Below are 21,324 nucleotides of genomic sequence, written 5' to 3' on the forward strand. Positions count from 1 at the left end.
GTGGCATCCAAGATAATTAGTAAGGCTACTTAAACGACTGGTTCGTGAATGCTTCAACGGTCCCGGTCTTAGCGGACTCGTTGACCCGCCCCGTCAGTTTGACTTGGTCGCCGGTCTTCATTAACACAGCCTTAGGATAGTCGGCGGTACCGACCGTCCAGAGGGTATCGTTACCCTTGACCGCGAACAGCACGTTTTGGTTATCGCCATTTGGAATGACGACGACCCGTTCTACCGTGCCCTTGAGCTTGATGGTCTTGGAGTTCGTCGTTGAGCTAGCCGTTGACCCGACCGTGGCGAGTTGTACCCGATATTGGTCGAGCGCTTGGGTTGCCGTCGTGGCGTATGCCTTCACGCTTTGATCGGCCGCCTTGATGTAGGCGTAGCTCCGGAAGGCCCCAGTGGAGTCTAACAGCGAAACGACCCAAGTTGGCGTGCCGTCGATGTTGTACATGATCGGCATCGTAGCTGACCACTTCTGGGCGACGTATTCCTTTTCGGCAATCTTCTTGGCCCCGTCACTGTCCATGACCCCGATGTTTTTCCCGGTGTAGTAGGTCAGTGTCCCAGTCCGCGCGTTGATCATGGAGTAACCCATGGTTGAGTCCGCGCTGGTCTTAGGCGAGGTGAAGTCATTGAAGTAGGAGATGTCCCCGTGCTTGTCCACAACGGGCGTGACGCCATCTTCGGTCCCGTTACTGTTCGGGTCCTTCACGCCGGTCTTGTTAAAGTGGGCGTTGAAGTAACCGTTACCGTACCAGCCGAAGATTTCGTTCATTTCCGCAGCCGTAGAGGACGCGATGGATTCGTTGATGAATTTCGGTGCGCCGGCAGCTGAGTAGAGCTTGGTGTCACCGGTCTTGGCGTTCAAGACGACGACGTGCAGGCTCTTGTAATTGATCCGGCTGGAAACACCGCGCGCCTTGTAGACGGTCTGGATGAAGTAGGGTTCGCCGCTATCCTTGATTTCGAGTTGCGGTTGGCCTTCCTGGACCCAGCCAGGGAAACGGTTGTAGATGACCCGTTGCGCGTCTTCAAAGAGGTAAGCACTCGGCGTGTACTTCATGGATTGCTTAATGAAGTGGGGTTCAGCGTTCACGTTGGTGGCGTCGATCATGAAGTAACCGGGCGACTTTTTGGCCCGTTGCCAGCGCCAGAAGCCGTCGAATTCAACAGGAGCGATGTAGACGGTTTTGCCCTTAACGACCTGCGTTTGCAGCGCGCCCAGCTTGTAGTAAGACGTATTAGGCACGGCACTCATGGCCTTGTTCATCTTGTTGCGGACGGTCTTGGGTGCGATAGCGATTGGCGTCGCGTCCTTGTCCAGCAGGGGCGCGGTCTTCATCGTCTTGATCTTCAAGGAGTTGTAGACTGGCTTTACGCCGAACTTGGTCTGAGCGGCCCCAAAGAGGCTGACGACAAAGAGCAATGCCAGTAAGCCGGCTGCCACGTTCAAGCCTTTATTTTGGCTGCGAACGTGGGGGCGTTTGTCACCACTACCGGTCTCGACCGCCACGTTGGGACTGCTGAGCGCCAGAAATGGCAGGTACAGCACCCCACTGATGACGTTCATGATGATCAGGCTAAAGAGCGCCTTGCTGGGTAAAATGACGAAGACCACGCCAATGGCAATGACGTAGTAAACGATGTAGATACCCGCCAGCATTTGCAAGTGTTGGGGACGTTGAACGATTCCCATAATTGCCATGATGAAGGCGGATAGGGTACAGAAGAAAGCGACTAGTAACATATAAAAACCCTTTCCAAATAATGTCAGCGAAAATCCAATTATGTAAAAAATAACTACTTTCTCTAGTTTACCCTATTTAGCGATGTGACTAAAGGGGAACACCCCAATCGGTAGAAATAATGGTAGCGCTTTTAGGCCGGTATGGTGGGATTGCTATCGTTGGCTGTGATGTCAGTGGCGGCGGATTGTCTCAAAGCAGACCGGATAGGCGACTCTCAGTTGGCTAGATGGCTCGGATGGATTAAAGAAAGATGCCCCTGTCAGAAGCCCGCCAATTCAACAGTGAAAGCAAACTTAGCGTGACAAAGTGGCAGGCATTTGCTAGGGTTAGGGCAGATAGATGCAGGGAGGAAACACGATGACACTCGGGGAAAAGTTAAAGCAGGCACGGGCGGATCACGAGCTGACCCAACAGGCCGTGGCCCAGCAGGTAGCCGTCTCGCGGCAGACCATTTCAAGTTGGGAAACGGGGAAGAGTTATCCGGACATTGATAGTCTGGTGACGCTGAGCAATCTGTACGGACTGACATTGGATAGCTTGATTAAGGAAGATACGGGAATGCTGGATTATTTGCGAAAGTCAGAGGTCGCGGTGAAGTTGCGGCCAATCCGTCAGGCGATGCTCATCTTGAACAGTTTATTTGTAATAATCTTAATTTTCTTTTTGCCCAGTCGTCTTGGTGGCGGCATCTTAATCGCTGCGGTGTTGGCTAACTTGGTTGGTTTTGCTTATCTGCAAAAGTTTGCGGAACAGCTCAGTGACCTGCCAGCATGGGAACAGCGGTGGCGACGGGGTCGGCTACCGGGATTGCTGGGAAGTCTAGCGGCAACGGGCGCCTTGATTGCGACCAACTGGTGGCCAGTCTCCACGGCAGTTGCCAGTAGTCTGGTCAGCGTTACGCTGGTGGGGTGGCTGACACTGCTACTGATTTGGCTAGGCCACGTGATGGGCCGGCTTAAACAGCAAGAAGACAAAGTGTCAAAGCCCAAAAGGTAGGCACTCGTACCGATTAATAATGATCATCATCGAAGGAGCACGCCCACCGACCTAGTTTGGTGGGCGTGCTTTTTGAGATTGGCGTTGGTGCAAAACAAAAGGACCAGCCAATTGAGCCAGTCCCCTAAACGCATTTATTTTCGAGTGGAGGTCATTAATGCTTAAACATGAAAATGCCCCGCACAATTTCGGCACCAATTAAGACAATCATGAATGACCAAGTAACAAGTGTTGCGACGCTTCCCATTTTAAAGACCTCCTCGATTCTGTCCGGTTTCTAATTACCTTTATTGTACGCCGAACACTGGGGTGACACAATAGGAACCGCTTACATTTCCGAATAAATCCATCGCCGAATGGGCCTATGCTGGGGCTTATTTGGTGATGGATTTTATCTGTAGCGAGTGCTGTCCAGCCAATGCTTGCCAATTCTTGAAAGATCTTGGCGAATGCTGTGTTGCCGGCTACAGGTTCAGATTCAAATCATATCAGATTAGACGTCAGTTTAGCCGGAGGAGGCCAGGGATGGCGCCAGCCGTGACAACGGTGTTAGGCTGGGCGATTGGTTCTTCCCGGTCTTACAGCGTGGGACGCGTTTGGAAACTCGCCTGAATCTGGCGAGGTTTCAAACCGAGCTGGAAGNGCTGGGCGATTGGTTCTTCCCGGTCTTACAGCGTGGGACGCGTTTGGAAACTCGCCTGAATCTGGCGAGGTTTCAAACCGAGCTGGAAGCCCGTCCTTTGGCTGCAGGCGGTCCCCACAGCAGGCAGAATCCCTGGCAACCGCAGGCGGGCAAATCTGATCATTGATTAGTAACATCGACGAGGCTGGCGAAGGTGGCGGTGCTCATGCCGGGAACGACCCGCAGCCGCGACAAGTTATAGCGCCCCTGTTTCATGGTGGCAACACCCTCCTGTGTGGTCAGTGCCAGCGCGTAGCCACTCTGCTTAGCCAACCGCCGCGTTGTGGCGTTGGCCCGGCCAGCCGGGTAACACAACATCCGTGTGTTCTGATCAAGATGGTTATCTAGCCACTGCTTGGAGTTGACCAGTTCCTGTTTCTGCTGAGCTGCCGTCAATTCATCGAGGTTCAAGTGCTGAACGGTATGGCTGGCAAAGTCCACGTGACCGGTGGCCTTCATCCGTTTCATTTCGGCGAGCGTCAGGTGATTACTCTTGTGGGTGAAGCCAGTGATGACGTTGATGGTCGCGTGTAGGTTGTATTTTTTCAGTGCCGGCAGACCGTTAGTCAGGTTGTCCTTGTAAGCGTCGTCCAGCGTGATCCAGACGACCTTCTTCTGCGGAATGCTGTTGGTCGAGAGTGCATGAATCGCCTCAGCTGTGGTCAGCGTCCGGTAGTGGTGCTGCTTGAGGTAGGCCATCTCACTGGCGAACTGGGCCTTGGGAACCCGTAACTGATTCCCGCTGGAAATACTGTGATACATCAAAATAGGCAGCTTGAGTGGCTGCTTTAACTTGATCCAGGGTTTAGTTTTGACGGGTTTAACCTCAGTGGATTCGGCGTCCTGACTTTGAATTCGGTTGTGGCGTGCCGGATGACTAGTGGTATTCGGCCGCGATTGACTCCAGGCAAATCCGCCACCCAGCAACGCAATTAATGCCAGACAGCCCCCCAAGAACCACCATTTCTTTTTCATCGATTATTCCCCCAGTTTGTTCGTTTACTATTTAGTATAGGGGGTTCAATGACTGGTGGCACGTATTTAGTCTGCGCGCTGGGCCAATCGACGATAATAGTCGATGGAATCTGGCTCCAAATGGAGGGCAGAAATGGCTTCACGGTCGGAAAGTTGGGGGTGCCGGCGAAGATAGTTAACTAAGTAACCTTGGTACAGCACGGTCGGGCTCAGAGCAAAGCCCACGATGGCCTCGTCTGGTTTCAAGTATTTATGCAGACCGGGTAACGTTAAGTGGGGATCGGCCGCAGCCCGCTGCTTCAGGAACCAATCGTTGGACTGGAACCGTTGCTGAAGCGGGGCCAGAAAGGCCTGGAGTTCATTTAGAAATTGTTGCGCCGGTGCTGACCAGCTCTGCGTCTTCAGATTGGCCGTGAAATTGGGCTGGAGAAAGGCTTGTACCGGATAGCCTTGGGCCACGAGTAGGAGCGTCAGCCGGGTATAGACGTGGAGTCGCGGGTCGGCCAGGAAGCTGTCGAGGTCATCGACCCAGCGGTAGTTCAGTGGTTGGGCGGCCTGCTTGGGTTTACTCTTCAGATCCAGAGTCGGCAGGTAGGGGGTCCAGCTATGTGAGAAGAGAAATTTGAAGTAGACGTTGAGGTGCGACAAGACCTTGTTGTAGGTCTGGTTCTGAATCTTACGTGCGTCGACCAACATGGCCAGGTACTGCTCCACATCGGGTGTCTGCAGTTGATTGACGCGGTGGTCTCGCTGGTAGGTGGGATTGAAGTTCTCCAAGTATTTGAAAAAGTCCGTCAGGGTCGCGTTGTACTCATCTTCAGTGGCCTGCGCCATGGCCCGTTGTTGAAGTGTGCGGTTGAAGGCGTCTTGATACGGATAGGATTGGGACATGGCAAAACACTTCCTTTGCTAAAAATTACGTTAACTTAGAGTAGTGACCACGACCGTGAAGCCGTGGTGGTGATGGGGTTAGGCCGTTGTTGAGGTGCGGGCGGCCAGAACCTTTTCGCGTAAATGTTCCTTCTGATCATCATCGATAAAGGCAGCGTCGATGGCGTTGAGTGTTAGGCGTTCCAGCAGAGACCAGTTCAGGCCGAACTGCTTACGGAGCGTGATAAATTCATCGGTTAGGGTAACGTTGGAGACGGTGCGATCGTCGGTGTTGACCGTGACCTTCAAGCCGGCACTGAGAAATTCCGATAGGGGGAAGTCGCTCCAGCTTTGAACGGCTTTCGTCTGGATATTGCTCGTCGGACAGATTTCAATGGTGGCCCCAGCTGCTTTGGTTTGCGCGATTGCAGCGGGGAAGCCACTCATGTGGACCCCGTGGCCGATGCGTTTAGCTCCCATGGTCAGGGCGACTACGACATTATCGACGGGGCCAGCCTCACCAGCGTGGACCGTGAATGGGAGGCCAGTTGCCTGGCCCGCACGGATGGCGTCAACCAGGTCAATCGTAGGGTGGTTGTACTCGTCGCCCGCGAAGTCTAGGCCAACGACGCCCTCGTGCTTGAAGTCGGCCGCGGTTTGGAAGACTTCGATACACTCGTCTAGGGGTCGGTCGCGCATTGCGCAGATGATGGCATTGACCGGAATCCCAAACTCAGCGGAGCCGGCGTGTAGGCCTTCCAATGTGGCGGCAATGGCTTCACGAATGGAAAGCCCCTTTTCAGTGAAAATAGCAGGGGCAAACCGCGTTTCTAAGTAAATCAGACCGTCTTCTGCAGCGGTCTGGACCATATCGTAACCAGCAATCCGGAGCTGTTCCGGCGTTTGCATCAGATCGGTTACGACCTGGAATCGCTTTAAGTAATCAATCAAACTGACCGTATCAATGGGTGCCGATACCAATGTCCGGAGCTCCGCGTCGCTGGCTGGCAACTCGGCACCGGTAACGGCCGCCATCTTCCGTAGTGCGGGTAGCGAGATCGAGCCGTCGAGATGACAGTGCAACTCAACTTTCGGATACTGACGAACGGCGTCTGCGGTAAAAGGGTTAACTTGAGACATGGCAAGGTCCTCCTTTGGAATATGTAGCTTCCTTCCAGTATACCATGATAGCGCTTAACTACGCGACCTTACGGGATAAATTTACCCTTTGGCGCCTTGCCGGGCGGTGCAAATAAACCGGAACGCTGTGGGCGGACGCCCGGAGCCAAAGGACGGTCTCCGGACTTGTCTTTGAACCTCTGAGAGCCGAGTTTCAAAGACACCAATGTTCTAAGCGGCCAAACCCGCCGCTAAGAACATTCCCACGGCTGGGTTTATTTGCACCACCCTCACGGCTTAGGTGGATTTAGCCCGTGGTCATGCGGGTTTGGCATCCGATTTAAGGACTGTTTCGTTAGTTAATAAATTTTTTCCATTTTTATTAGATTGACAAGGGAAAGTTAGTGAACAAACCGACCGCCTAAAACCGCGACTTCTTGCGGTTTGTCGCCATTAATACGTGACGGTTGGATTGCAAATTTTACAAATGTGAAATTTCGTTAAAAAACGTTGTGTCTGGGGGCTAAACATTATAGAATTGATGTAATCGTCAGGGGGTTAACAAATCCCCCGTGTGCCGGAGTATTGGCACGATAACTCAATTAAAAAATTAATATTAATTAAGAGGATAGGTAGTTGCTGTTGGGTGAACTACCTAAAGCGGTCGAGGGTCCAGTCGGCCGCAAGTTAAGCCTGTGTGCCAGAATCTTGGCTTGTCTGTGTGGTAGCCGCCAGTTGGGGTGGACTTATTGGGTTGAACGTGTGTTAGCCGTGAGGACGGTGAAAATGAATTCAGCCGTGGGAATTCTCTTAATGGTGGGTTTTACCATTTAGAGAATTGGTGCCTTGAAGACTCGGTTCACAGAGGCTCCAAGCAAGTCCAGAGACCGTTCTTTGGCTCTGGGCGTCCGCCCACAGCGTCACGATTCATTTTCACTGTCCGGTAAGGCGCACGATACACGTTTAGCCTGGGGGAGTAATGGCAGCGTTGAAGAGAAGGAGTAATTGCGATGAATCATTTTAACACGGAACTGACGCGGATGGGGATACGCGCGCGCCAGTCGGGCAAGCGGCGGTATATCACCGGTTTCGATGGTATCCGGACGTTGGCCGTTTTGGGGGTCATTATTTACCATTTGGCGCCATCCACCTTACAGGGTGGGTACTTAGGGGTGCCAATCTTCTTCGTCGTTTCAGGATATTTAATTACATATTTATTGATTCAGGAGTTTGACTCACAGAATCACATTGATATTCTGGGCTTTTACGGGCGGCGGCTGAAACGGTTGTATCCGGCGCTGGTGACCATGATTCTCGGGACAACGGCCTACATCACGCTGTTTCAGCGAAGTTTGCTGGTTAATATCCGAGGAACGGTCATGACCAACCTGATTTACGGCTACAACTGGTTTGAAATCAATCACGGCCAGTCATACTTTGACCGTTTTAGCGGTGAATCACCGTTTACGCACCTGTGGTCGCTATCAATTGAGGGACAATTTTACCTGATTTGGCCGCTGGTGGTGTTGGGACTCTTGTTGTTTGTGCACAAGAAGTCGCAACGACTGGGTATTCTCATGGCGGTTGCCGTGGCTTCGGCGATTGCGATGGCCGTGTTGTACAGTCCTAACAACCCCAACCGGGCCTACTACGGGACCGATACACGGATGTTTGCGATTTTGATTGGTGCGGGGATGGCCTTTGTTTGGCCGGCGCATAAATTAAACGCTGACATCGGGCGGCAACAACGATTGACGCTGAATATTGTCGGGGGTGCTTCGTTGTTGGCGCTGGTTTACCTCTTCTTTACCATGAACGGGCAAGCGGTCAGTACCTATCGTGGTGGGATGTTCTGGTTCACGGTGCTGTCCGGCATTCTGGTCGGCACGGTGGCCCATCCCGGGAGCGATATGAATCGCATCCTGACGAATCGGGCGTTTAGCTATGTGGGTAAACGAAGCTATGGCATCTACCTCTACCAATTTCCAGTGATGATTTTTTACGAATCTAAGGTCAACATTGGGAACCACCCGCTGTTTCATGCGCTGATTGAGGTGGCTCTGATCTTACTGGTCACCGAGCTCAGTTACCGGTGGATTGAAAATCCGATGCGACACTACCATTATGGGCAGTTAACGGGAGACGTTGTGCGGTACTTTCAGCAACCCAAGGCGCACCGCTTGGCGAATACCCTGGGTGTGGTTGCGGCGTTACTCTTTGGACTGACGGCCGTGGGATTCGTGCAACAGCCCGCAGCAGCCAAGCCAACGGCGCTGCAACAGACTATCACCGCGCGGCAGGCGGCGACGAAGAAAAAGAATGCGGCGGCCGTGAAGAAGCAGAAAGCTTTGGCGGCGGCTTCATCCAAGAAGAAGCACGACACTGAGGTTGCTTTTTCCAAGTTGTCGAAGGCTAATCAGAAATTAGCGAAGTATTACTATCTGACGCCAGATGAAGTCTTAAATAGCAAGCAGACACCATTGACCGCAATCGGAGACTCCGTCTTGTTGGACGACTCCGGCGATTTGCAGGATGTCTTTCCAGGCGCCATCGTTAATGGTAAGGTTGGCCGGCAGGCGGCCGATATGCACGACATCATCGTGGGAATGGCCCAGCAAGGTCAGCTGGCGAAGAACGTCTTGATCAATATTGGGACGAATGGTTACGTGACACCGGAACAGGCCGATGCTATCGTTCACGCTATCGGCCCGGATCATCAAATCTTCTGGGTTACGGCCCATGTGCCAACGCGTGAGTGGCAGAATTCCGTGAACAATCGAATTGCCAAGACCGCGGATAAATACCATAACGTCCACGTGATCGACTGGTACGCGACGGCTAAGGATCAACCCAAGTGGTTCGTCAGTGATCACGTGCATCCGAATAACTACGGGAACCGGCACTACACCTCGTTGATCGCCAAGGCAATTGCGAAGGCTAATCAGTAATAGTTAAGTTTTTTAGGGAGTCAGTTCCGATTGGAGCTGACTCTTTTGTTTATGGTTACAGGAAAAAACATCAAAAAAGCACCTAAGAACTTATCTCAGGTGCTAATCCAGTACTGAATCAGTTGTTGGTAGAGGCTTGATCCGTGGAAGTGGCTACGTCGGGATCGGGGTTGGTGAACTGGATGGACAGGCCCTTTCCCGTTGCGGCGGCAATCTCATTCAGTAAGTTAACCGAAACGTTCATTTCGCCAGTCTCGATGCGCGCAATGGTCGATTGTGGTTTACCGACTAATTTGGCAAAGGCACGCTGCGTCATGTGCTTCTCGTCGCGCAGGTTACGGACGGCAACAGCTGCATCGAGGTTAAAGGCAGCTTGGCGCGCAAGGGCGGCAAATTCGGGATCGGCTGCACTACGCTGTTCGATATACTCTTGGATTTTACTAGTCATTGTGTAAATCCTTTCTGGTCAGATAAATAACTTTGCGGCGTTTGGCCTTGTTTATTTCATGGAGCGGTATCTTGTTGGTTTTCTTGGTGAATCCATGGGATATCACAAATATGTGGTTTTCCACATGAAAGTAAACAACACGCTGAATGTTATTTGCTCGACGGGACCTAATTTCATAGAGATTTTGTGATAACTTTTTGATCCACTGTTGTTTTGCGGAAAAAGAAAATCCTACTTTTTGAATCTTAAAGATTAACTCGGTTAGTTCTGTTGCATCTTTGTTAGGAAGAGAATTTAAAAACCTTTTGAATTCCTCCCAGTCATAATACTGAAACTCCATCTATGAATCCTCCTTATGATAGCCAATCCGCTATCAAATAGCAATCAAGTAGGCTTGCCATTTGGGATTGACCTAAATTGGCGATACATAGACTAACTCCGCGAAAAAGAGACGATTTTTCGCGGAGTTTTGAATTTATTTGTATTTAATTTCCAACCGGCTCATCCAATACCCCAAGCCAATCCCAACCACCAGCGCCAGCGCACTGAATAGCAGGGTACTCCAGGTTGCGCCCGCGTAAGAAATACTTTCGGCGGCGTGAGAATTGGGCACCAGAATCAGGATAGTGCTGGCGACCACAATCCCCAGAATGAAGTGGTAGACGCGCGAGTGGAAACGGTGAATCAGGTAGTCCATCCCCTTGGAAAAGAGAATCATGGCCAGCATGCCCCCCAGTGCAATCGGTAGGTAGACGCCCAATAAGTCGAAGTTCTTAAAGCCGGTCAACATGGGCGTGAACAATCCTAGAATTAGCAGGAGGTTGGACGGGCTCAGACCGGGCACCAGCACGCCCAGCGCAATCAGAATGCCGGCAACCACGAAGCCCCAGAAGTTGGCGGGGAGGGTGCCGAAGATGTCACTCATGAAGTACAGTAGGCCACCACTGATCAGCAGTGTGCCAAAGAACCAGCCGTAGTCCGCGGCATCGCGGGGCGTCTGGGAGCTGGCCGTCTGCATCAGTGCGGGAAGCGTACCCACAATGGCACCGGCAAAGCCCCATAGCACGATGACCTGCCAGTGCGCCAGCAGATATTCCAGTGGGGCCGACAGGAGGGCGATACCCACGATGCCACCCAGACCGACCGGCACAAAGTACCAGAAGTCACGTTTGAAGTTCTGTCGGAAATGGGCCATGAAGCCCAGTAGTCGCTCGTAAATGCCCAGGATGGCGGCGAGTACCCCGCCGGAGACCCCGGGAAGAATGAAGCCTAGTGCAATGATCACGCCCTTAAAGAAGCGTTTCACTGGGCCATCGGATCGCGTAGTTTGCATGCGTTTCTCCTTTTTTACTTAACGGTTATTGTCGTAGTCCTCAATTTACCAAATCCCACGTAGTGACGCAACTAAAACCGGCTAAGGGTGAGCTAATTTAGGAATTACTTTAGGAACGATTTTCACTTGCTGAGATTTTTGAATCGAGATCAATCCCGATATCTATAACAAAAGCGCTCAGAACAGGTGATGTTCTGGGCGCTTTTACTTAGGGTTCGGTTAATCATTGTTCTTTGGTTGTGACCAGTAGCGGGCGTGGGTCAGAATTTCTTTTGACCGATCGTCTGCTGGGACGAAGCCCTTAGTGAACAGGTGCTTGAAGTACATCATGTTGTAAAGGAATCCCCACAGGAAGCCGCGCAACATTTCCCAGCCGCCAACCGCGAAGAATTGGGCGAGCTGATTGACGGGAACCATCAAGGAGAGCACCATCATGAGACTTAATTCCACACCCATGATACAGAACAAATTGTACCAGTCAGCCCGGAAGAGGGTCGGAAACGGTGGGAAGATAAACATCGTCCAGGAAAATCCGACCTTGGCGATACGCATATTCCCCGTTTCGGGATTAACAACGGTAGCGTAGTTCGGCGGTAACGGTAGACCTTGAGGGCCGTCACCATTTTGGTTATCAGGATCATCGTCGTTGTTAAAGCCCTTGAAAGGATCTTGCATGTCATTTGCCAACTTTCTACAGAATTCAGTGTTATACGTTAAATAAAAGTCTAACACGAAAAGACGTGTCTGCCTATTAATCTATTGGCGGTGACTATTTGGTGCCGGTTAAGTGGTGGCTACACGTTTCCGCGAGCGCGCACATCTGTCTCACCAAGAATCACCGAGAAGTGGCGATTAGTGCCGGCGGCTTAATTTAACAACGGCTTCACACCGGGCCGTCTGAGGCATCATGTCCACGGACTGAATGTAGTCGACTTGATAATCGTGCGTCAGGTCAACCAAGTCCTTGGCCAACGTTGAGGGGTTGCAGGAGATGTAGACCAGTTTTGGTGGCCGCACTGCCAGTAAGGTTTCAATCAACGTGTCGTCCAAACCAGTGCGGGGTGGATCAACCACGATGGCATCCGGATGGAAACCGCTCATGATCCACTTTGGCAGGAGTTCTTCAGCCGTGCCGAGTTCGTAATGGGCGTTAGTGATGCCGTTAGCGGCGGCGTTTTCGTTGGAATCTGCGACAGCTTCAGGAATGACATCCATCCCGCGAACTTCCTCGGCGACATCTGCCAGGGAGAGGCCAATCGTCCCGATACCGGAGTACGCATCGACGACGGTTTCACCGGGCTGTAAGTCCAATGCTTTTTTAGCTTCGCCGTAGAGGACTTCCATTTGTGCCGGGTTCAGTTGCAGGAAGGCGCGAGCGGAGAGCTTGAAAGCTAGGCCATCGAGCTTTTCCGTAATCGTCTCTTCACCAGCCAAATGAACCGTTTCGTCGCCCCAGATGAGGGAGGTCTTGCCGGGGTTGATGTTTTGCATGACGGAGGTGACTTGGGGCAGTTCGTCTGCGATCCGCGTCAACAGGTCATGTTTGTGTGGTAATTTAGATGAATTGGTGATGACCACCAGTTGGACATCGTCGGTGTGCGCTGCGGCGCGAACCACCAGTGTTTTAACGATCCCGGATTCGGCTTCTTCATCGTAGATTGGCATGTCTAAGTCCTGGAGCATCTGCACCACGGCACGCATGACGGTCATGGTCACAGGCATCTGAACGGAACAAGTTTCCAGGTCGACCAGGTCATGGCTACGTTCGGCGTACAAGCCAGCCTCAACCTTACCTTCGGCGTTGCGGCGAACTTGGAATTGGGCCTTGTTACGGTAGCCGTAAGGGTCGTCCATCCCCAGAGTTGGGTGTAGGTCATAGTGACGGTAGCCTTCGGGCTTGTAACGTTCGAGGGACTGGGCAACGACGTCTCGCTTGAAGGCCAATTGGCCGGGATAGTCTAAGTGTTCCAACTCAAAACCACCGACTTGATCGGCGTAGCTGTCACGCGGTTCCACGCGGTGTGGACTAGTCTTGCGGACGCGGTGAATTTTGGCCCGCAGGTAGCGCGTTGCCACGCTGGTGACTTCGGCAACGACTTCTTCGTCCGTTAAGGCACCGGGGATGAAGACGGCCATCCGCTTGTAATAGCCGATACCTTCACCATTGATCCCCATGCGCTTGATGGTCAGTGGGAAACGTTGGCCAACTTCGACTTGAACTTGGGGCGTCTCCTGACGTGGCCGTCGGTTGGGACGGTGATCATTGTTAGGCCGGTAATGGTTGCCAGCACCGTGTTGGCGCCGGTCATTGCGGTCGTTATAACCGCGGTGATTCTTTGACTCATAATTTGGCATATTTTCTCCTACTAGGTTGACGTTAGTTAAGTTAATTCATTAATTCCGAACAGTTACGGTCTTGAACATTATACCAAACTTTAGAGCTCACCGGGGCCGCAAGCCTTTTTCGTCAAATTGAAGCCGTTTCCATAGGCAAGCCGCCCCCATTTAGGTACAATAAGCGTATATGCGGTTACCGTCATTACAGCGCCTCCGGGACGGTGAAAATGGGACCGTGGCGCTGTGGGCGGACGCTCCGAGCCGAAGAGCGGTCTCGAAGCTTGACTTCAAGCCTCTGAGGACCGAGTCTTAAAGTCACCAGTTCTCTAAGCGGCAGTTCACCGCTAAGAGGACTCCCACGGCTGGGCCCATTTTCGCCGCCCCTGCGGCTGAGATGGCGGTAACCCCACATGTGCTGATGTCACTGGCTGGAAGTGGATATTGTCCGGTTATGCAAAACGATTGTTGTGGTGGATTGAATCTGACGTACAGAGTGGTAGCACTAGTCTTGGCACTGCCGTCGCTGTGGTTTTACCACCATGTAAGCCGTGAGGGTGAGGCAAATAAACCCAGCCGTGGGAATTTCCTTAGCGGTTTACCGCTTAGGAAATTGGTGCTTTTGAAACTCGTTCTTTGAGGTTCAAAACAAGTTCGGAGACCGTTCTTTGGCTCCGGACGTCCGCCCACCGCGTCCCGGTTTATTTGCCCCACCCGGTAAGGCGGTGACTTATACCGTATCGAATTTAAAACCAAAGGGGGGCAGGGGCCTATGAGTCTGCTGGAACTGAAAGGGGTCGGCTACCGAGCCGGGGAAACAACAATCCTGGAAGATATCGACCTAACCATCAATGCCGGCGAGTGGGTGACCATTGCCGGACCGTCTGGGAGCGGGAAGTCTACGCTAGTGCGGATCATCGCGTCGCTTCTGAGTCGAACCAGTGGTGAACTGAACTTTGCCGGAAAATCTATTGATACCTATGATCCGGTCGCGTATCGGCGTCGGGTCTCGTATAGTTTTCAACAGCCGACTCTATTCGGTGAAACCGTGCGCGACAATCTGAGCTTTCCGTATCAGATTCGTCAGTTACCGTTCGATGAGCAACGGGCGGTGGCGGCGCTGGACTACGTGGGTTTAGCTGCCGGTGATCTGGATAAAGCCGTCATTGATCTGTCTGGCGGTCAGCGGCAACGGGTGGCCTTGCTACGAAACGTGATGATTTATCCCGAAGTCTTGATTTTAGATGAGGTCACCGCTGGTCTGGATGCTGAGAACAAGGCGTTTGTCTGGTCGATGATTCGGCATTTTAACGGTGATGATGGGATTACGATTATTGCCATCACGCACGATCAATCGGAGATCGATGCGGCGACACGGCTGTTGAGCTTGGCCGACGGGCGCGTCACGGGAGGTGCACGATGAATCTAGCAGTGAACAATCAGTCGTTGATTCTGGCATTAGGTCTGGTGATGATTGCCCTGGCGATTGGGTGGCACGAGAAGCTGGGGATCGACCGCGACATGATCATCGGGGTCGTGCGGGCCGTCATTCAGCTATTTGTGGTCGGGTACCTGTTGAAATATGTCTTCCGCGTGGCTAACGTTTGGCTCACGGCAGTCTTGATCTTGATTATTATCTTTAATGCCGGCTATAACGCCAAACAGCGTAGTAACGGGATTCCACGGGCGCTGCCGATTTCCGTCGGCGCGATTCTCATCAGTACGGCGGTCACCTTGGGTGTGTTGATGTTGGCGGGGGCGATTAAATTTATTCCGGCGCAGATGATTCCAATCTCAGGGATGATTGCGTCGAATTCGATGGTTGCCATCGGCCTGTGTTACCGCAATCTCAATGCGGAGTTCAAGCAGGAACGGCAAGCAGTTTTGGAAAAGTTAGCGCTGGGGGCTGATTTAAAGGATGCTTCCCGCGATATCGTCCGGGCCAGCATCAAGACGGGCATGCAACCGACCATCGACTCTGCTAAAACTGTGGGGATCGTGAGTCTGCCGGGGATGATGTCCGGATTGATTTTTGCCGGCGTAGATCCGGTCCGAGCGATTAAATATCAAATCATGGTCACCTTCATGTTGATGTCGGCGACCAGTATTGGCTCGGTACTGGCCTGTTACTGGGCCTACCGGGAGTTCTACAATGAACGTAAACAGTTAGTTGGTCCGTCAAATTAGGAGGAAAACATATGGTACATCGAAAAGTTGCGTTGGTTACGGGTGCGTCGTCAGGGATTGGCAATGCGATTGCCCGGAGTTTACATCGAAACGGCGTCACGGTTTACGCTGGCGCCCGGCGAGTTGGCCGGATGAACGATCTCGATGATCTGGGAATCACGACTTTGGCGCTGGACATTACCGATCCAGCCAGTGTAGAAAGTGTGGTCGACCGGATCGTCAGTGAGACGGGTCGGGTGGATATCCTGGTCAACAACGCCGGTTATGGCTTGATGGGGGCGGTCGAGGACGTTCCCCTGGAACAGGCCCAAGACCAGTTCAACGTGAACCTCTTTGGGGCGGCCCGGCTGATTCAGTCGGTCTTGCCCATGATGCGCCAGCAACACGCCGGTCGGATCATCAACATCACCTCGGTCGATGGCAAGGTGGCTCAGCCCTTTGGTGCGTGGTACGTCGCGTCGAAATTTGCACTGGAAGGTCTGTCGGATGCGTTGCGCATGGAACTGCAACCTCAGGGAGTTCACGTGGCAGTGATCGAACCGGGCGCCATCCAATCGGAATGGGCGGACATTGCGGCCGACCATTTACAAGCGCTGTCGGCGAACGGCCCTTACGAGAAGGATGCCAGTCGAGCAGCAGCCATTTTAAAGGCTGTCAAAAAGTTCTCCAGCAAGCCTAAGGTTATCGCTCGGTTGGTGGACAAGGCAGCACTGTCTCGGCGGCCTAAGACTCGCTATTCGGCGGGTGCAGGGAGCCAAATTTTGTGGGCACAGCGGTTCTTGTCTGATAAGACGATTGACCGTCTGTGGCAGGTCGTTGGTAAAGCGGCTGAACAGATTACCCGCTAATGCGAGAATCGTTGACGTGGCGGTAAAACCTGTTATGCTTAAATTAACCAGTACACTAGGGGTGTCCACGACGGGCTGAGATGCGGCGAACACCGCAATCCCTTGGAACCTGTCAAGCTCAAACTTGCGAAGGGAATGTGTCGTGGCACGGTAACGGGCCGCCGGTTCACTAACTTTGTGAGCCAGCGGCCCGTTTTAATTTGGACTGAAGTAGTGGTCGAATAGGTTGCCGGGGCAACGAGAACGTTGGGAACACGACTTAGTGGGGGTAGTATCGCGGTGGTCGGAGCCAAGTGGCGAGATACCGTGAAAATGTTGATAAAGAGTAAGTGTAAAGCGTCGGTTGTAGTGAAAGCGATGTGTTCGCTAAAAGTGAGTGTAGCCGGAGACAGGCAGGGATGTAGCCGGCCGTGACGATGGCCTTAGCTGGTGGTCTTTGCCAGGTTAGGCCATGGGACGAGCTTGGAGCCGGCTGAATTTTGGCGGCTTCAAGTCGAGGTCCAAGACCGCTCTGTGGCTTGGACCGGTCCCCACAGCAGGCGGAATCCTTGCCTGTCGTAGGCGAAACGCGTGACTTTTTGCGAACGTATCAGGTATTCCTAAGGGGGAAGAAAAATGAAAGTAGACTTGTTAGACACCTTGCGCCACCAGAACCCAATCGTCTTCAACATCTCCAACTTCGTCACGGTCCAGGATGTGGCCAACGGGCTCAATGCGTTGGGCGCGTCACCCATCATGTCTGAGGAGGTCGCGGAGGCTGGCGAAATGGTCGGCTTATCCAGTGCCGTGTGCCTTAACCTAGGGGCATTTACCCAGACGCAGGTCGAGCAGATCCGCAAGGTCGGCGAGGTTGCGAACCAGCAACACAAGCCGCTAGTGATTGATCCCGTGGCTGTGGGGGCGGTGGCTTATCGTAAGATGGTCGCCAACAATTTGTTGACCCATTTTCACCCGGACGTGATTCGTGGCAATGCCGGTGAGATTGCGGCGTTGGCCGATGTGGACTGGCAGGCGAAAGGCATCGATGCCGGTGAGGGGACCGGCGACCTGGTGGCAATTGCCCAGGCGTGTGCGCAGAAATTAAATTGTGTCGTGATCCTGTCCGGGCCGACCGATGTCATCACCGATGGCACGCGGGTCGTCAAGGTGCTGAACGGCACGCCATTGTTCCAGGTCCACGTTGGGTCTGGTGATATGTTATCAAGTATCGTGGCGGCATTTTGCGCCGTTGAACCGGATTATTTTGAAGCGGCCCAGACGGCTTGTCTGGTCTTTGCGGCAATTGGTGAACGGGTGGCTCAGGCCACGCCGAACCTCGGTGCCGGCAGCTTCAGCGTCCAATTAATGGACGGGCTACAATTGACCACGACTGCTCAGATCAACGCAATCGCGGCCCATCAGTAAAGAAGGGATGAGTAAGGATGGCAAATGAATTTCCACAAACGTTAACGATCGCGGGGACTGACAGCGGCGGCGGTGCCGGTGTCATGGCCGACTTGAAGACGATGCAGGAACGCAACGTCTTTGGGACGGCAGTGGTTGTCGCGGTGACCGCGCAGAATACGTTGGGCGTTCAGGACTTCATGGCCTTACCACAGAAATTGGTCGATGAACAATTTGCATCATTAGCAGCTGATTTGAAGATTCGGGCCTGCAAGACGGGAATGCTAGCGGATGCGGAACACGTCCATGGTGTGGTAGAGAATTTGAAGAAATATGATTTTGGACCACTCACGGTTGATCCGGTGATGATTGCCAAGGGCGGAGCTGCATTGTTAGCGGACGATGCCGTGGCGACGGTGCGGGATGAATTAGTGCCATTGGCCGACGTTTTGACACCGAATTTGCCCGAGGCTGAACGACTGACAAACATCAAGATTGCCGATGAAAAAGCCATGGAGTCGGCGGCAGTTGTCTTACAGGACTTGGGTGCCAAGAACGTGATCATTAAGGGGGGCCATGAGGCGACGCCGGACAAGGCTAGTGATTTTGTCTTGTTGGCGGATGGCCGATCCTTCTGGTTGTCGGCACCACGCGTGGATACCGTACGGACTCACGGCACGGGGGATACGTTATCCTCATGCATCACAGCGGAATTGGCGAAGGGCCAGGATTTTGAGTCGGCCATTCGCATTGGTAAGGACTACGTGACGGCAGCCATTGCCAATCCCATTGCAGTTGGAAATGGCCACGGTCCACTGAATCATTGGGCTTATGGTCAGGGAGGTGCGCACTAATGTCAGTAACTTTTGAGCCCGGTCTATTACGGGCGTACTTTGTGGCGGGAAGCCAAGATGTTCCCGGTCAAGATTTGCGTGACGTGTTGGCGACGATGTTAAAGGCCGGCATCACGGCGTTTCAATTTAGAGATAAGGGTGCTAGCCAGTTGACGCCGGAACAGCGCGTAGCGTTAGGTAGCGATTTGCGCGACCAATGTCACGAAGCCAGTGTGCCGTTTATCGTGGATGACGACGTGGACTTGGCGTTGTTACTGCAGGCTGATGGGATTCACGTCGGTCAGAGCGATGAAAAGATCACGAAGGTCCTCAACGCGGTAGCTGACCGCGATATGTTCGTGGGTCTGTCCTGCAATACGGCGGAACAGGTGGCTAAGGCGAACCAAATCAAGGGGATTTCCTACATTGGCAGCGGTCCGATTTACCCAACGACCTCTAAGGCCGATGCCGACCCCGTCATGGGCGTGACTGGCCTGAAGGCGCTCGTCGAACAGGCGACCGTGCCTATCGTGGCCATTGGTGGTGTGGCGGTAGCGAGTTTGCCGGCCATCGCTGCCACCGGTGCGGCCGGGGTTGCTGTGATCACGCTGTTGACGCAGAGTACCGATCCGCAAGCGGATACCGCGGCAATGCGGATGGCATTCGTAGCGGGATAGACTGATTATTAATTACTTAATTAATGAAAACGATATAGCGAAAGCTGCCGACGGGGGAGTGTATTTTTCCCGCATCGGCAGCTTTTTTAGTGGTCTAAGGCCAGATTGTGAAATTAGATATGACTGGTTTGTAACGATTCATTAATATTGTAACATCATTGAAAAATATAAAATTGGCTGTAAAAAACAAAATCAGTCTTACCGCGTTTAAGTGACGGTAAGGCTGATTTCGCATTTAAAGTTGAAGAAGCTAGTTGACTAGGGCTAACTTCACAAGTACATAATAACACGGATATTTGAGAAAAGCTACCGAAATAGAAAACTTTATTAATTTGGCACATAAGGTGTTCATGGGCATAACCACTGTGGGTGAATAGCGATTTGTTAGGTGAACTAGTTTACTGAATAATATAATTCTGTGGTTAAACCGTACACTAAGTATACCGGAATAGGATGCGATTGGTACTGAACCTAAATGTTTAGAAGCGAGTAGTGCTCATCGGAAAAAATTCCGCGTTACCGCGTTTAACGGTAACGGCACTGGTATGTTTGGCCACCAATCTAAATTTTTTGAAATCAGGCTTGCATTACCGAACAAATGTTCGTATAATAAGAACATCAGCAAAGGGGGGGCGCGGTGATGGATTATCGAAATGAGCCACACGGTATGTTTTTCATGATTGATAATAAGTCCTTTTACGCCAGTGTCGAGAGCGCTGCGCGGGGATTAAATCCGTTACGTTCGGTGATTGTGGTGATGTCCGAAGCCGATAATACTGGGAGCGGTCTGGTGCTGGCCGCTTCACCGATGGCTAAGAAACTCTTCGGCATTAGCAATGTGTCGCGCCAATATGAGGTGCCCGATGACCCCCGAATTCTAGTCGTCCCGCCGCGAATGAACTTGTATATCCAGGAAAATTTGAAGATCAACAAAATTTTCCGGGAGTATGTGGCCGATAACGACCTATTTCCATACTCGATCGATGAATCAATCCTGGATATGACCAAGTCCTGGCGTTTGTTTGGGCCGACCCCCGAGATTGTGGCGCGGCGGATTCAACTGCGGATTCGCCGGGAGCTGGGACTTTACACGACCGTGGGTATTGGCGAAAATCCGGTGCAGGCCAAGCTGGCCCTTGACCTGCAAGCCAAACACGATCACGAGTTGATCGGGCGGCTGACTTATGAGACCTTTCCAGAGAAAATATGGCCAATTACCAATCTCGAGAAAGTGTGGAGCATTGGCCACCGGACGGCCGCACATCTGCAGCGACTGGGTATTCATAGCATGCGTGACTTAGCGATGGTCAACCCCTACGAGTTACGTGCAGAGATGGGGATGATTGGTGCCCAGTTATTTGCACTGGCCTGGGGTATCGACCGGAGCCACCTGCATGAGCTCCGGCCGGCCAAGGAGAAGAGCTGGAGTAATTCGCAGGTTCTGCCGCGTGACTATAAGGTGCAGCAGGAGATTGAGCTGGTGATCCGGGAGATCGGCCAGCAGACCACGTCGCGAATGCGGCATCACCGTCAGCAGGCAGGTTGCGTCAGCCTATCTATTGGGTTTGCCCGTGTGGGTGAAGCGGACGATGGGCGCAGTGGCTTCCATCACAGCTGTCGGATTGACCCAACTGATAGTGCGCAGACGATTATCGCGGCATTACTGCGGCTGTTTCGCCAACACTGGGAAGGTCAGTCTATTCGTAATATCGGTGTGGGGTTATCGCGGCTGAACGCAAGTCGCGGCCTGCAACTCGACATTTTCCAAGATCCACACCGGCAGATTAAGGATGAACGCTTCGACCGCGTCATTGATGAACTTCGGGATAAGTTCGGCAAGACCGCGGTCATTCCAGCCAGCAGTTTGATGCCTGGCGGAACGATGCTCCGACGGGCGGCACTGGTTGGTGGTCACAATGGGGGGAATAGCTTTGATTGAT

18 protein-coding genes and 1 riboswitch are annotated in these 21,324 nt (G+C 52.6%); of the genes, 9 read left to right on the forward strand and 9 right to left on the reverse strand.

Features of this window, described 5'->3' with window-relative positions; all coding sequences use genetic code 11:
- Window positions 1–25: 25 nt before the first annotated feature.
- Window positions 26–1,750, reverse strand: coding sequence for a hypothetical protein (locus tag FD07_RS01425; protein ID WP_020088479.1), 1,725 nt, complete (start codon window positions 1,748–1,750; stop codon window positions 26–28).
- A gap of 358 nt (window positions 1,751–2,108) precedes the next feature.
- Between FD07_RS01425 and FD07_RS12565 the strand changes: the two genes are divergently transcribed.
- Window positions 2,109–2,747, forward strand: a complete 639-nt coding sequence (locus tag FD07_RS12565) for a helix-turn-helix transcriptional regulator (protein ID WP_020088480.1) — start codon at window positions 2,109–2,111, stop codon at window positions 2,745–2,747.
- Window positions 2,748–3,549: 802 nt separating this feature from the next.
- Here FD07_RS12565 and FD07_RS01440 read toward each other — a convergent pair.
- The 3 genes from FD07_RS01440 to add form a co-directional block, all read right to left on the reverse strand.
- A complete protein-coding gene (locus tag FD07_RS01440) occupies window positions 3,550–4,404 on the reverse strand; it encodes a polysaccharide deacetylase family protein (RefSeq protein WP_020088482.1) in 855 nt (284 codons plus the stop codon).
- 66 nt (window positions 4,405–4,470) lie between these two features.
- The gene (locus FD07_RS01445) at window positions 4,471–5,295 is read right to left on the reverse strand and encodes a site-specific integrase (RefSeq protein ID WP_020088483.1); all 825 of its coding nucleotides are present in this window, start codon (window positions 5,293–5,295) and stop codon (window positions 4,471–4,473) included.
- Between the two features lie 78 nt (window positions 5,296–5,373).
- On the reverse strand, window positions 5,374–6,414 hold the full coding sequence (gene add / locus FD07_RS01450; RefSeq protein WP_020088484.1) for an adenosine deaminase: 1,041 nt from the start codon (window positions 6,412–6,414) through the stop codon (window positions 5,374–5,376).
- A gap of 989 nt (window positions 6,415–7,403) precedes the next feature.
- On the opposite strand from add, the gene FD07_RS01460 reads away from it, so the two are divergent.
- The gene (locus FD07_RS01460; RefSeq protein WP_020088486.1) at window positions 7,404–9,341 is read left to right on the forward strand and encodes an acyltransferase family protein; all 1,938 of its coding nucleotides are present in this window, start codon (window positions 7,404–7,406) and stop codon (window positions 9,339–9,341) included.
- Between the two features lie 118 nt (window positions 9,342–9,459).
- Here FD07_RS01460 and FD07_RS01465 read toward each other — a convergent pair whose 3' ends face one another.
- The 5 genes from FD07_RS01465 to rlmD form a co-directional block, all read right to left on the reverse strand.
- A complete protein-coding gene (locus tag FD07_RS01465; RefSeq protein ID WP_020088487.1) occupies window positions 9,460–9,789 on the reverse strand; it encodes a helix-turn-helix transcriptional regulator in 330 nt (109 codons plus the stop codon).
- Entirely contained in the window at window positions 9,782–10,129 is a 348-nt protein-coding gene (locus FD07_RS01470) for a type II toxin-antitoxin system RelE/ParE family toxin (RefSeq protein WP_020088488.1), read from the reverse strand. Before FD07_RS01470 ends, FD07_RS01465 begins: the two co-directional genes overlap by 8 nt.
- Before the next feature lie 135 nt (window positions 10,130–10,264).
- On the reverse strand, window positions 10,265–11,122 hold the full coding sequence (locus FD07_RS01475) for a DUF368 domain-containing protein (RefSeq protein WP_020088489.1): 858 nt from the start codon (window positions 11,120–11,122) through the stop codon (window positions 10,265–10,267).
- Between the two features lie 219 nt (window positions 11,123–11,341).
- A complete protein-coding gene (locus FD07_RS01480) occupies window positions 11,342–11,797 on the reverse strand; it encodes a hypothetical protein (RefSeq protein ID WP_020088490.1) in 456 nt (151 codons plus the stop codon).
- A gap of 177 nt (window positions 11,798–11,974) precedes the next feature.
- Entirely contained in the window at window positions 11,975–13,477 is a 1,503-nt protein-coding gene (gene rlmD / locus FD07_RS01485; protein ID WP_020088491.1) for a 23S rRNA (uracil(1939)-C(5))-methyltransferase RlmD, read from the reverse strand.
- A 751-nt stretch (window positions 13,478–14,228) separates the two neighbouring features.
- Between rlmD and FD07_RS01490 the strand changes: the two genes are divergently transcribed.
- The 7 genes from FD07_RS01490 to FD07_RS01520 all read left to right on the forward strand — a co-directional run bounded on the left by FD07_RS01490 (window position 14,229) and on the right by FD07_RS01520 (window position 21,323).
- The gene (locus FD07_RS01490; protein ID WP_020088492.1) at window positions 14,229–14,879 is read left to right on the forward strand and encodes an ABC transporter ATP-binding protein; all 651 of its coding nucleotides are present in this window, start codon (window positions 14,229–14,231) and stop codon (window positions 14,877–14,879) included.
- Window positions 14,876–15,643 carry an ABC transporter permease gene (locus FD07_RS01495; protein ID WP_020088493.1) on the forward strand — a complete coding sequence of 256 codons (768 nt, stop codon included), beginning with the start codon at window positions 14,876–14,878 and terminating at the stop codon, window positions 15,641–15,643. Before FD07_RS01490 ends, FD07_RS01495 begins: the two co-directional genes overlap by 4 nt.
- Window positions 15,644–15,654: 11 nt before the next feature.
- A complete protein-coding gene (locus tag FD07_RS01500; protein ID WP_020088494.1) occupies window positions 15,655–16,491 on the forward strand; it encodes an oxidoreductase in 837 nt (278 codons plus the stop codon).
- A gap of 47 nt (window positions 16,492–16,538) precedes the next feature.
- Window positions 16,539–16,644: riboswitch (TPP riboswitch) on the forward strand.
- A 462-nt stretch (window positions 16,645–17,106) separates the two neighbouring features.
- Entirely contained in the window at window positions 17,107–17,895 is a 789-nt protein-coding gene (thiM, locus tag FD07_RS01505; protein WP_020088495.1) for a hydroxyethylthiazole kinase, read from the forward strand.
- 17 nt (window positions 17,896–17,912) lie between these two features.
- On the forward strand, window positions 17,913–18,728 hold the full coding sequence (thiD, locus tag FD07_RS01510; RefSeq protein ID WP_020088496.1) for a bifunctional hydroxymethylpyrimidine kinase/phosphomethylpyrimidine kinase: 816 nt from the start codon (window positions 17,913–17,915) through the stop codon (window positions 18,726–18,728).
- The gene (gene thiE / locus FD07_RS01515; RefSeq protein ID WP_020088497.1) at window positions 18,728–19,384 is read left to right on the forward strand and encodes a thiamine phosphate synthase; all 657 of its coding nucleotides are present in this window, start codon (window positions 18,728–18,730) and stop codon (window positions 19,382–19,384) included. The genes thiD and thiE overlap by 1 nt, the downstream gene beginning before the upstream one ends.
- Window positions 19,385–20,024: 640 nt before the next feature.
- A complete protein-coding gene (locus FD07_RS01520) occupies window positions 20,025–21,323 on the forward strand; it encodes a Y-family DNA polymerase (RefSeq protein ID WP_020088498.1) in 1,299 nt (432 codons plus the stop codon).
- The last annotated feature ends 1 nt before the right edge of the window (window position 21,324 follow it).

This window comes from Levilactobacillus parabrevis ATCC 53295 (assembly GCF_001434055.1).
GTDB classification, from domain to species: Bacteria; Bacillota; Bacilli; order Lactobacillales; family Lactobacillaceae; genus Levilactobacillus; species Levilactobacillus parabrevis.

Excerpts from the sequence above, each read along its gene's own strand:
- FD07_RS01425 (WP_020088479.1), bottom strand. The coding sequence starts at position 1,750 with ATGTTACTAGTCGCTTTCTTCTGTACCCTATCCGCCTTCATCATGGCA.
- FD07_RS12565 (WP_020088480.1), top strand. The coding sequence starts at position 2,109 with ATGACACTCGGGGAAAAGTTAAAGCAGGCACGGGCGGATCACGAGCTG.
- FD07_RS01440 (WP_020088482.1), bottom strand. The coding sequence starts at position 4,404 with ATGAAAAAGAAATGGTGGTTCTTGGGGGGCTGTCTGGCATTAATTGCG.
- FD07_RS01445 (WP_020088483.1), bottom strand. The coding sequence starts at position 5,295 with ATGTCCCAATCCTATCCGTATCAAGACGCCTTCAACCGCACACTTCAA.
- add (WP_020088484.1), bottom strand. The coding sequence starts at position 6,414 with ATGTCTCAAGTTAACCCTTTTACCGCAGACGCCGTTCGTCAGTATCCG.
- FD07_RS01460 (WP_020088486.1), top strand. The coding sequence starts at position 7,404 with ATGAATCATTTTAACACGGAACTGACGCGGATGGGGATACGCGCGCGC.
- FD07_RS01465 (WP_020088487.1), bottom strand. The coding sequence starts at position 9,789 with ATGACTAGTAAAATCCAAGAGTATATCGAACAGCGTAGTGCAGCCGAT.
- FD07_RS01470 (WP_020088488.1), bottom strand. The coding sequence starts at position 10,129 with ATGGAGTTTCAGTATTATGACTGGGAGGAATTCAAAAGGTTTTTAAAT.
- FD07_RS01475 (WP_020088489.1), bottom strand. The coding sequence starts at position 11,122 with ATGCAAACTACGCGATCCGATGGCCCAGTGAAACGCTTCTTTAAGGGC.
- FD07_RS01480 (WP_020088490.1), bottom strand. The coding sequence starts at position 11,797 with ATGCAAGATCCTTTCAAGGGCTTTAACAACGACGATGATCCTGATAAC.
- rlmD (WP_020088491.1), bottom strand. The coding sequence starts at position 13,477 with ATGCCAAATTATGAGTCAAAGAATCACCGCGGTTATAACGACCGCAAT.
- FD07_RS01490 (WP_020088492.1), top strand. The coding sequence starts at position 14,229 with ATGAGTCTGCTGGAACTGAAAGGGGTCGGCTACCGAGCCGGGGAAACA.
- FD07_RS01495 (WP_020088493.1), top strand. The coding sequence starts at position 14,876 with ATGAATCTAGCAGTGAACAATCAGTCGTTGATTCTGGCATTAGGTCTG.
- FD07_RS01500 (WP_020088494.1), top strand. The coding sequence starts at position 15,655 with ATGGTACATCGAAAAGTTGCGTTGGTTACGGGTGCGTCGTCAGGGATT.
- thiM (WP_020088495.1), top strand. The coding sequence starts at position 17,107 with ATGAAAGTAGACTTGTTAGACACCTTGCGCCACCAGAACCCAATCGTC.
- thiD (WP_020088496.1), top strand. The coding sequence starts at position 17,913 with ATGGCAAATGAATTTCCACAAACGTTAACGATCGCGGGGACTGACAGC.
- thiE (WP_020088497.1), top strand. The coding sequence starts at position 18,728 with ATGTCAGTAACTTTTGAGCCCGGTCTATTACGGGCGTACTTTGTGGCG.
- FD07_RS01520 (WP_020088498.1), top strand. The coding sequence starts at position 20,025 with ATGGATTATCGAAATGAGCCACACGGTATGTTTTTCATGATTGATAAT.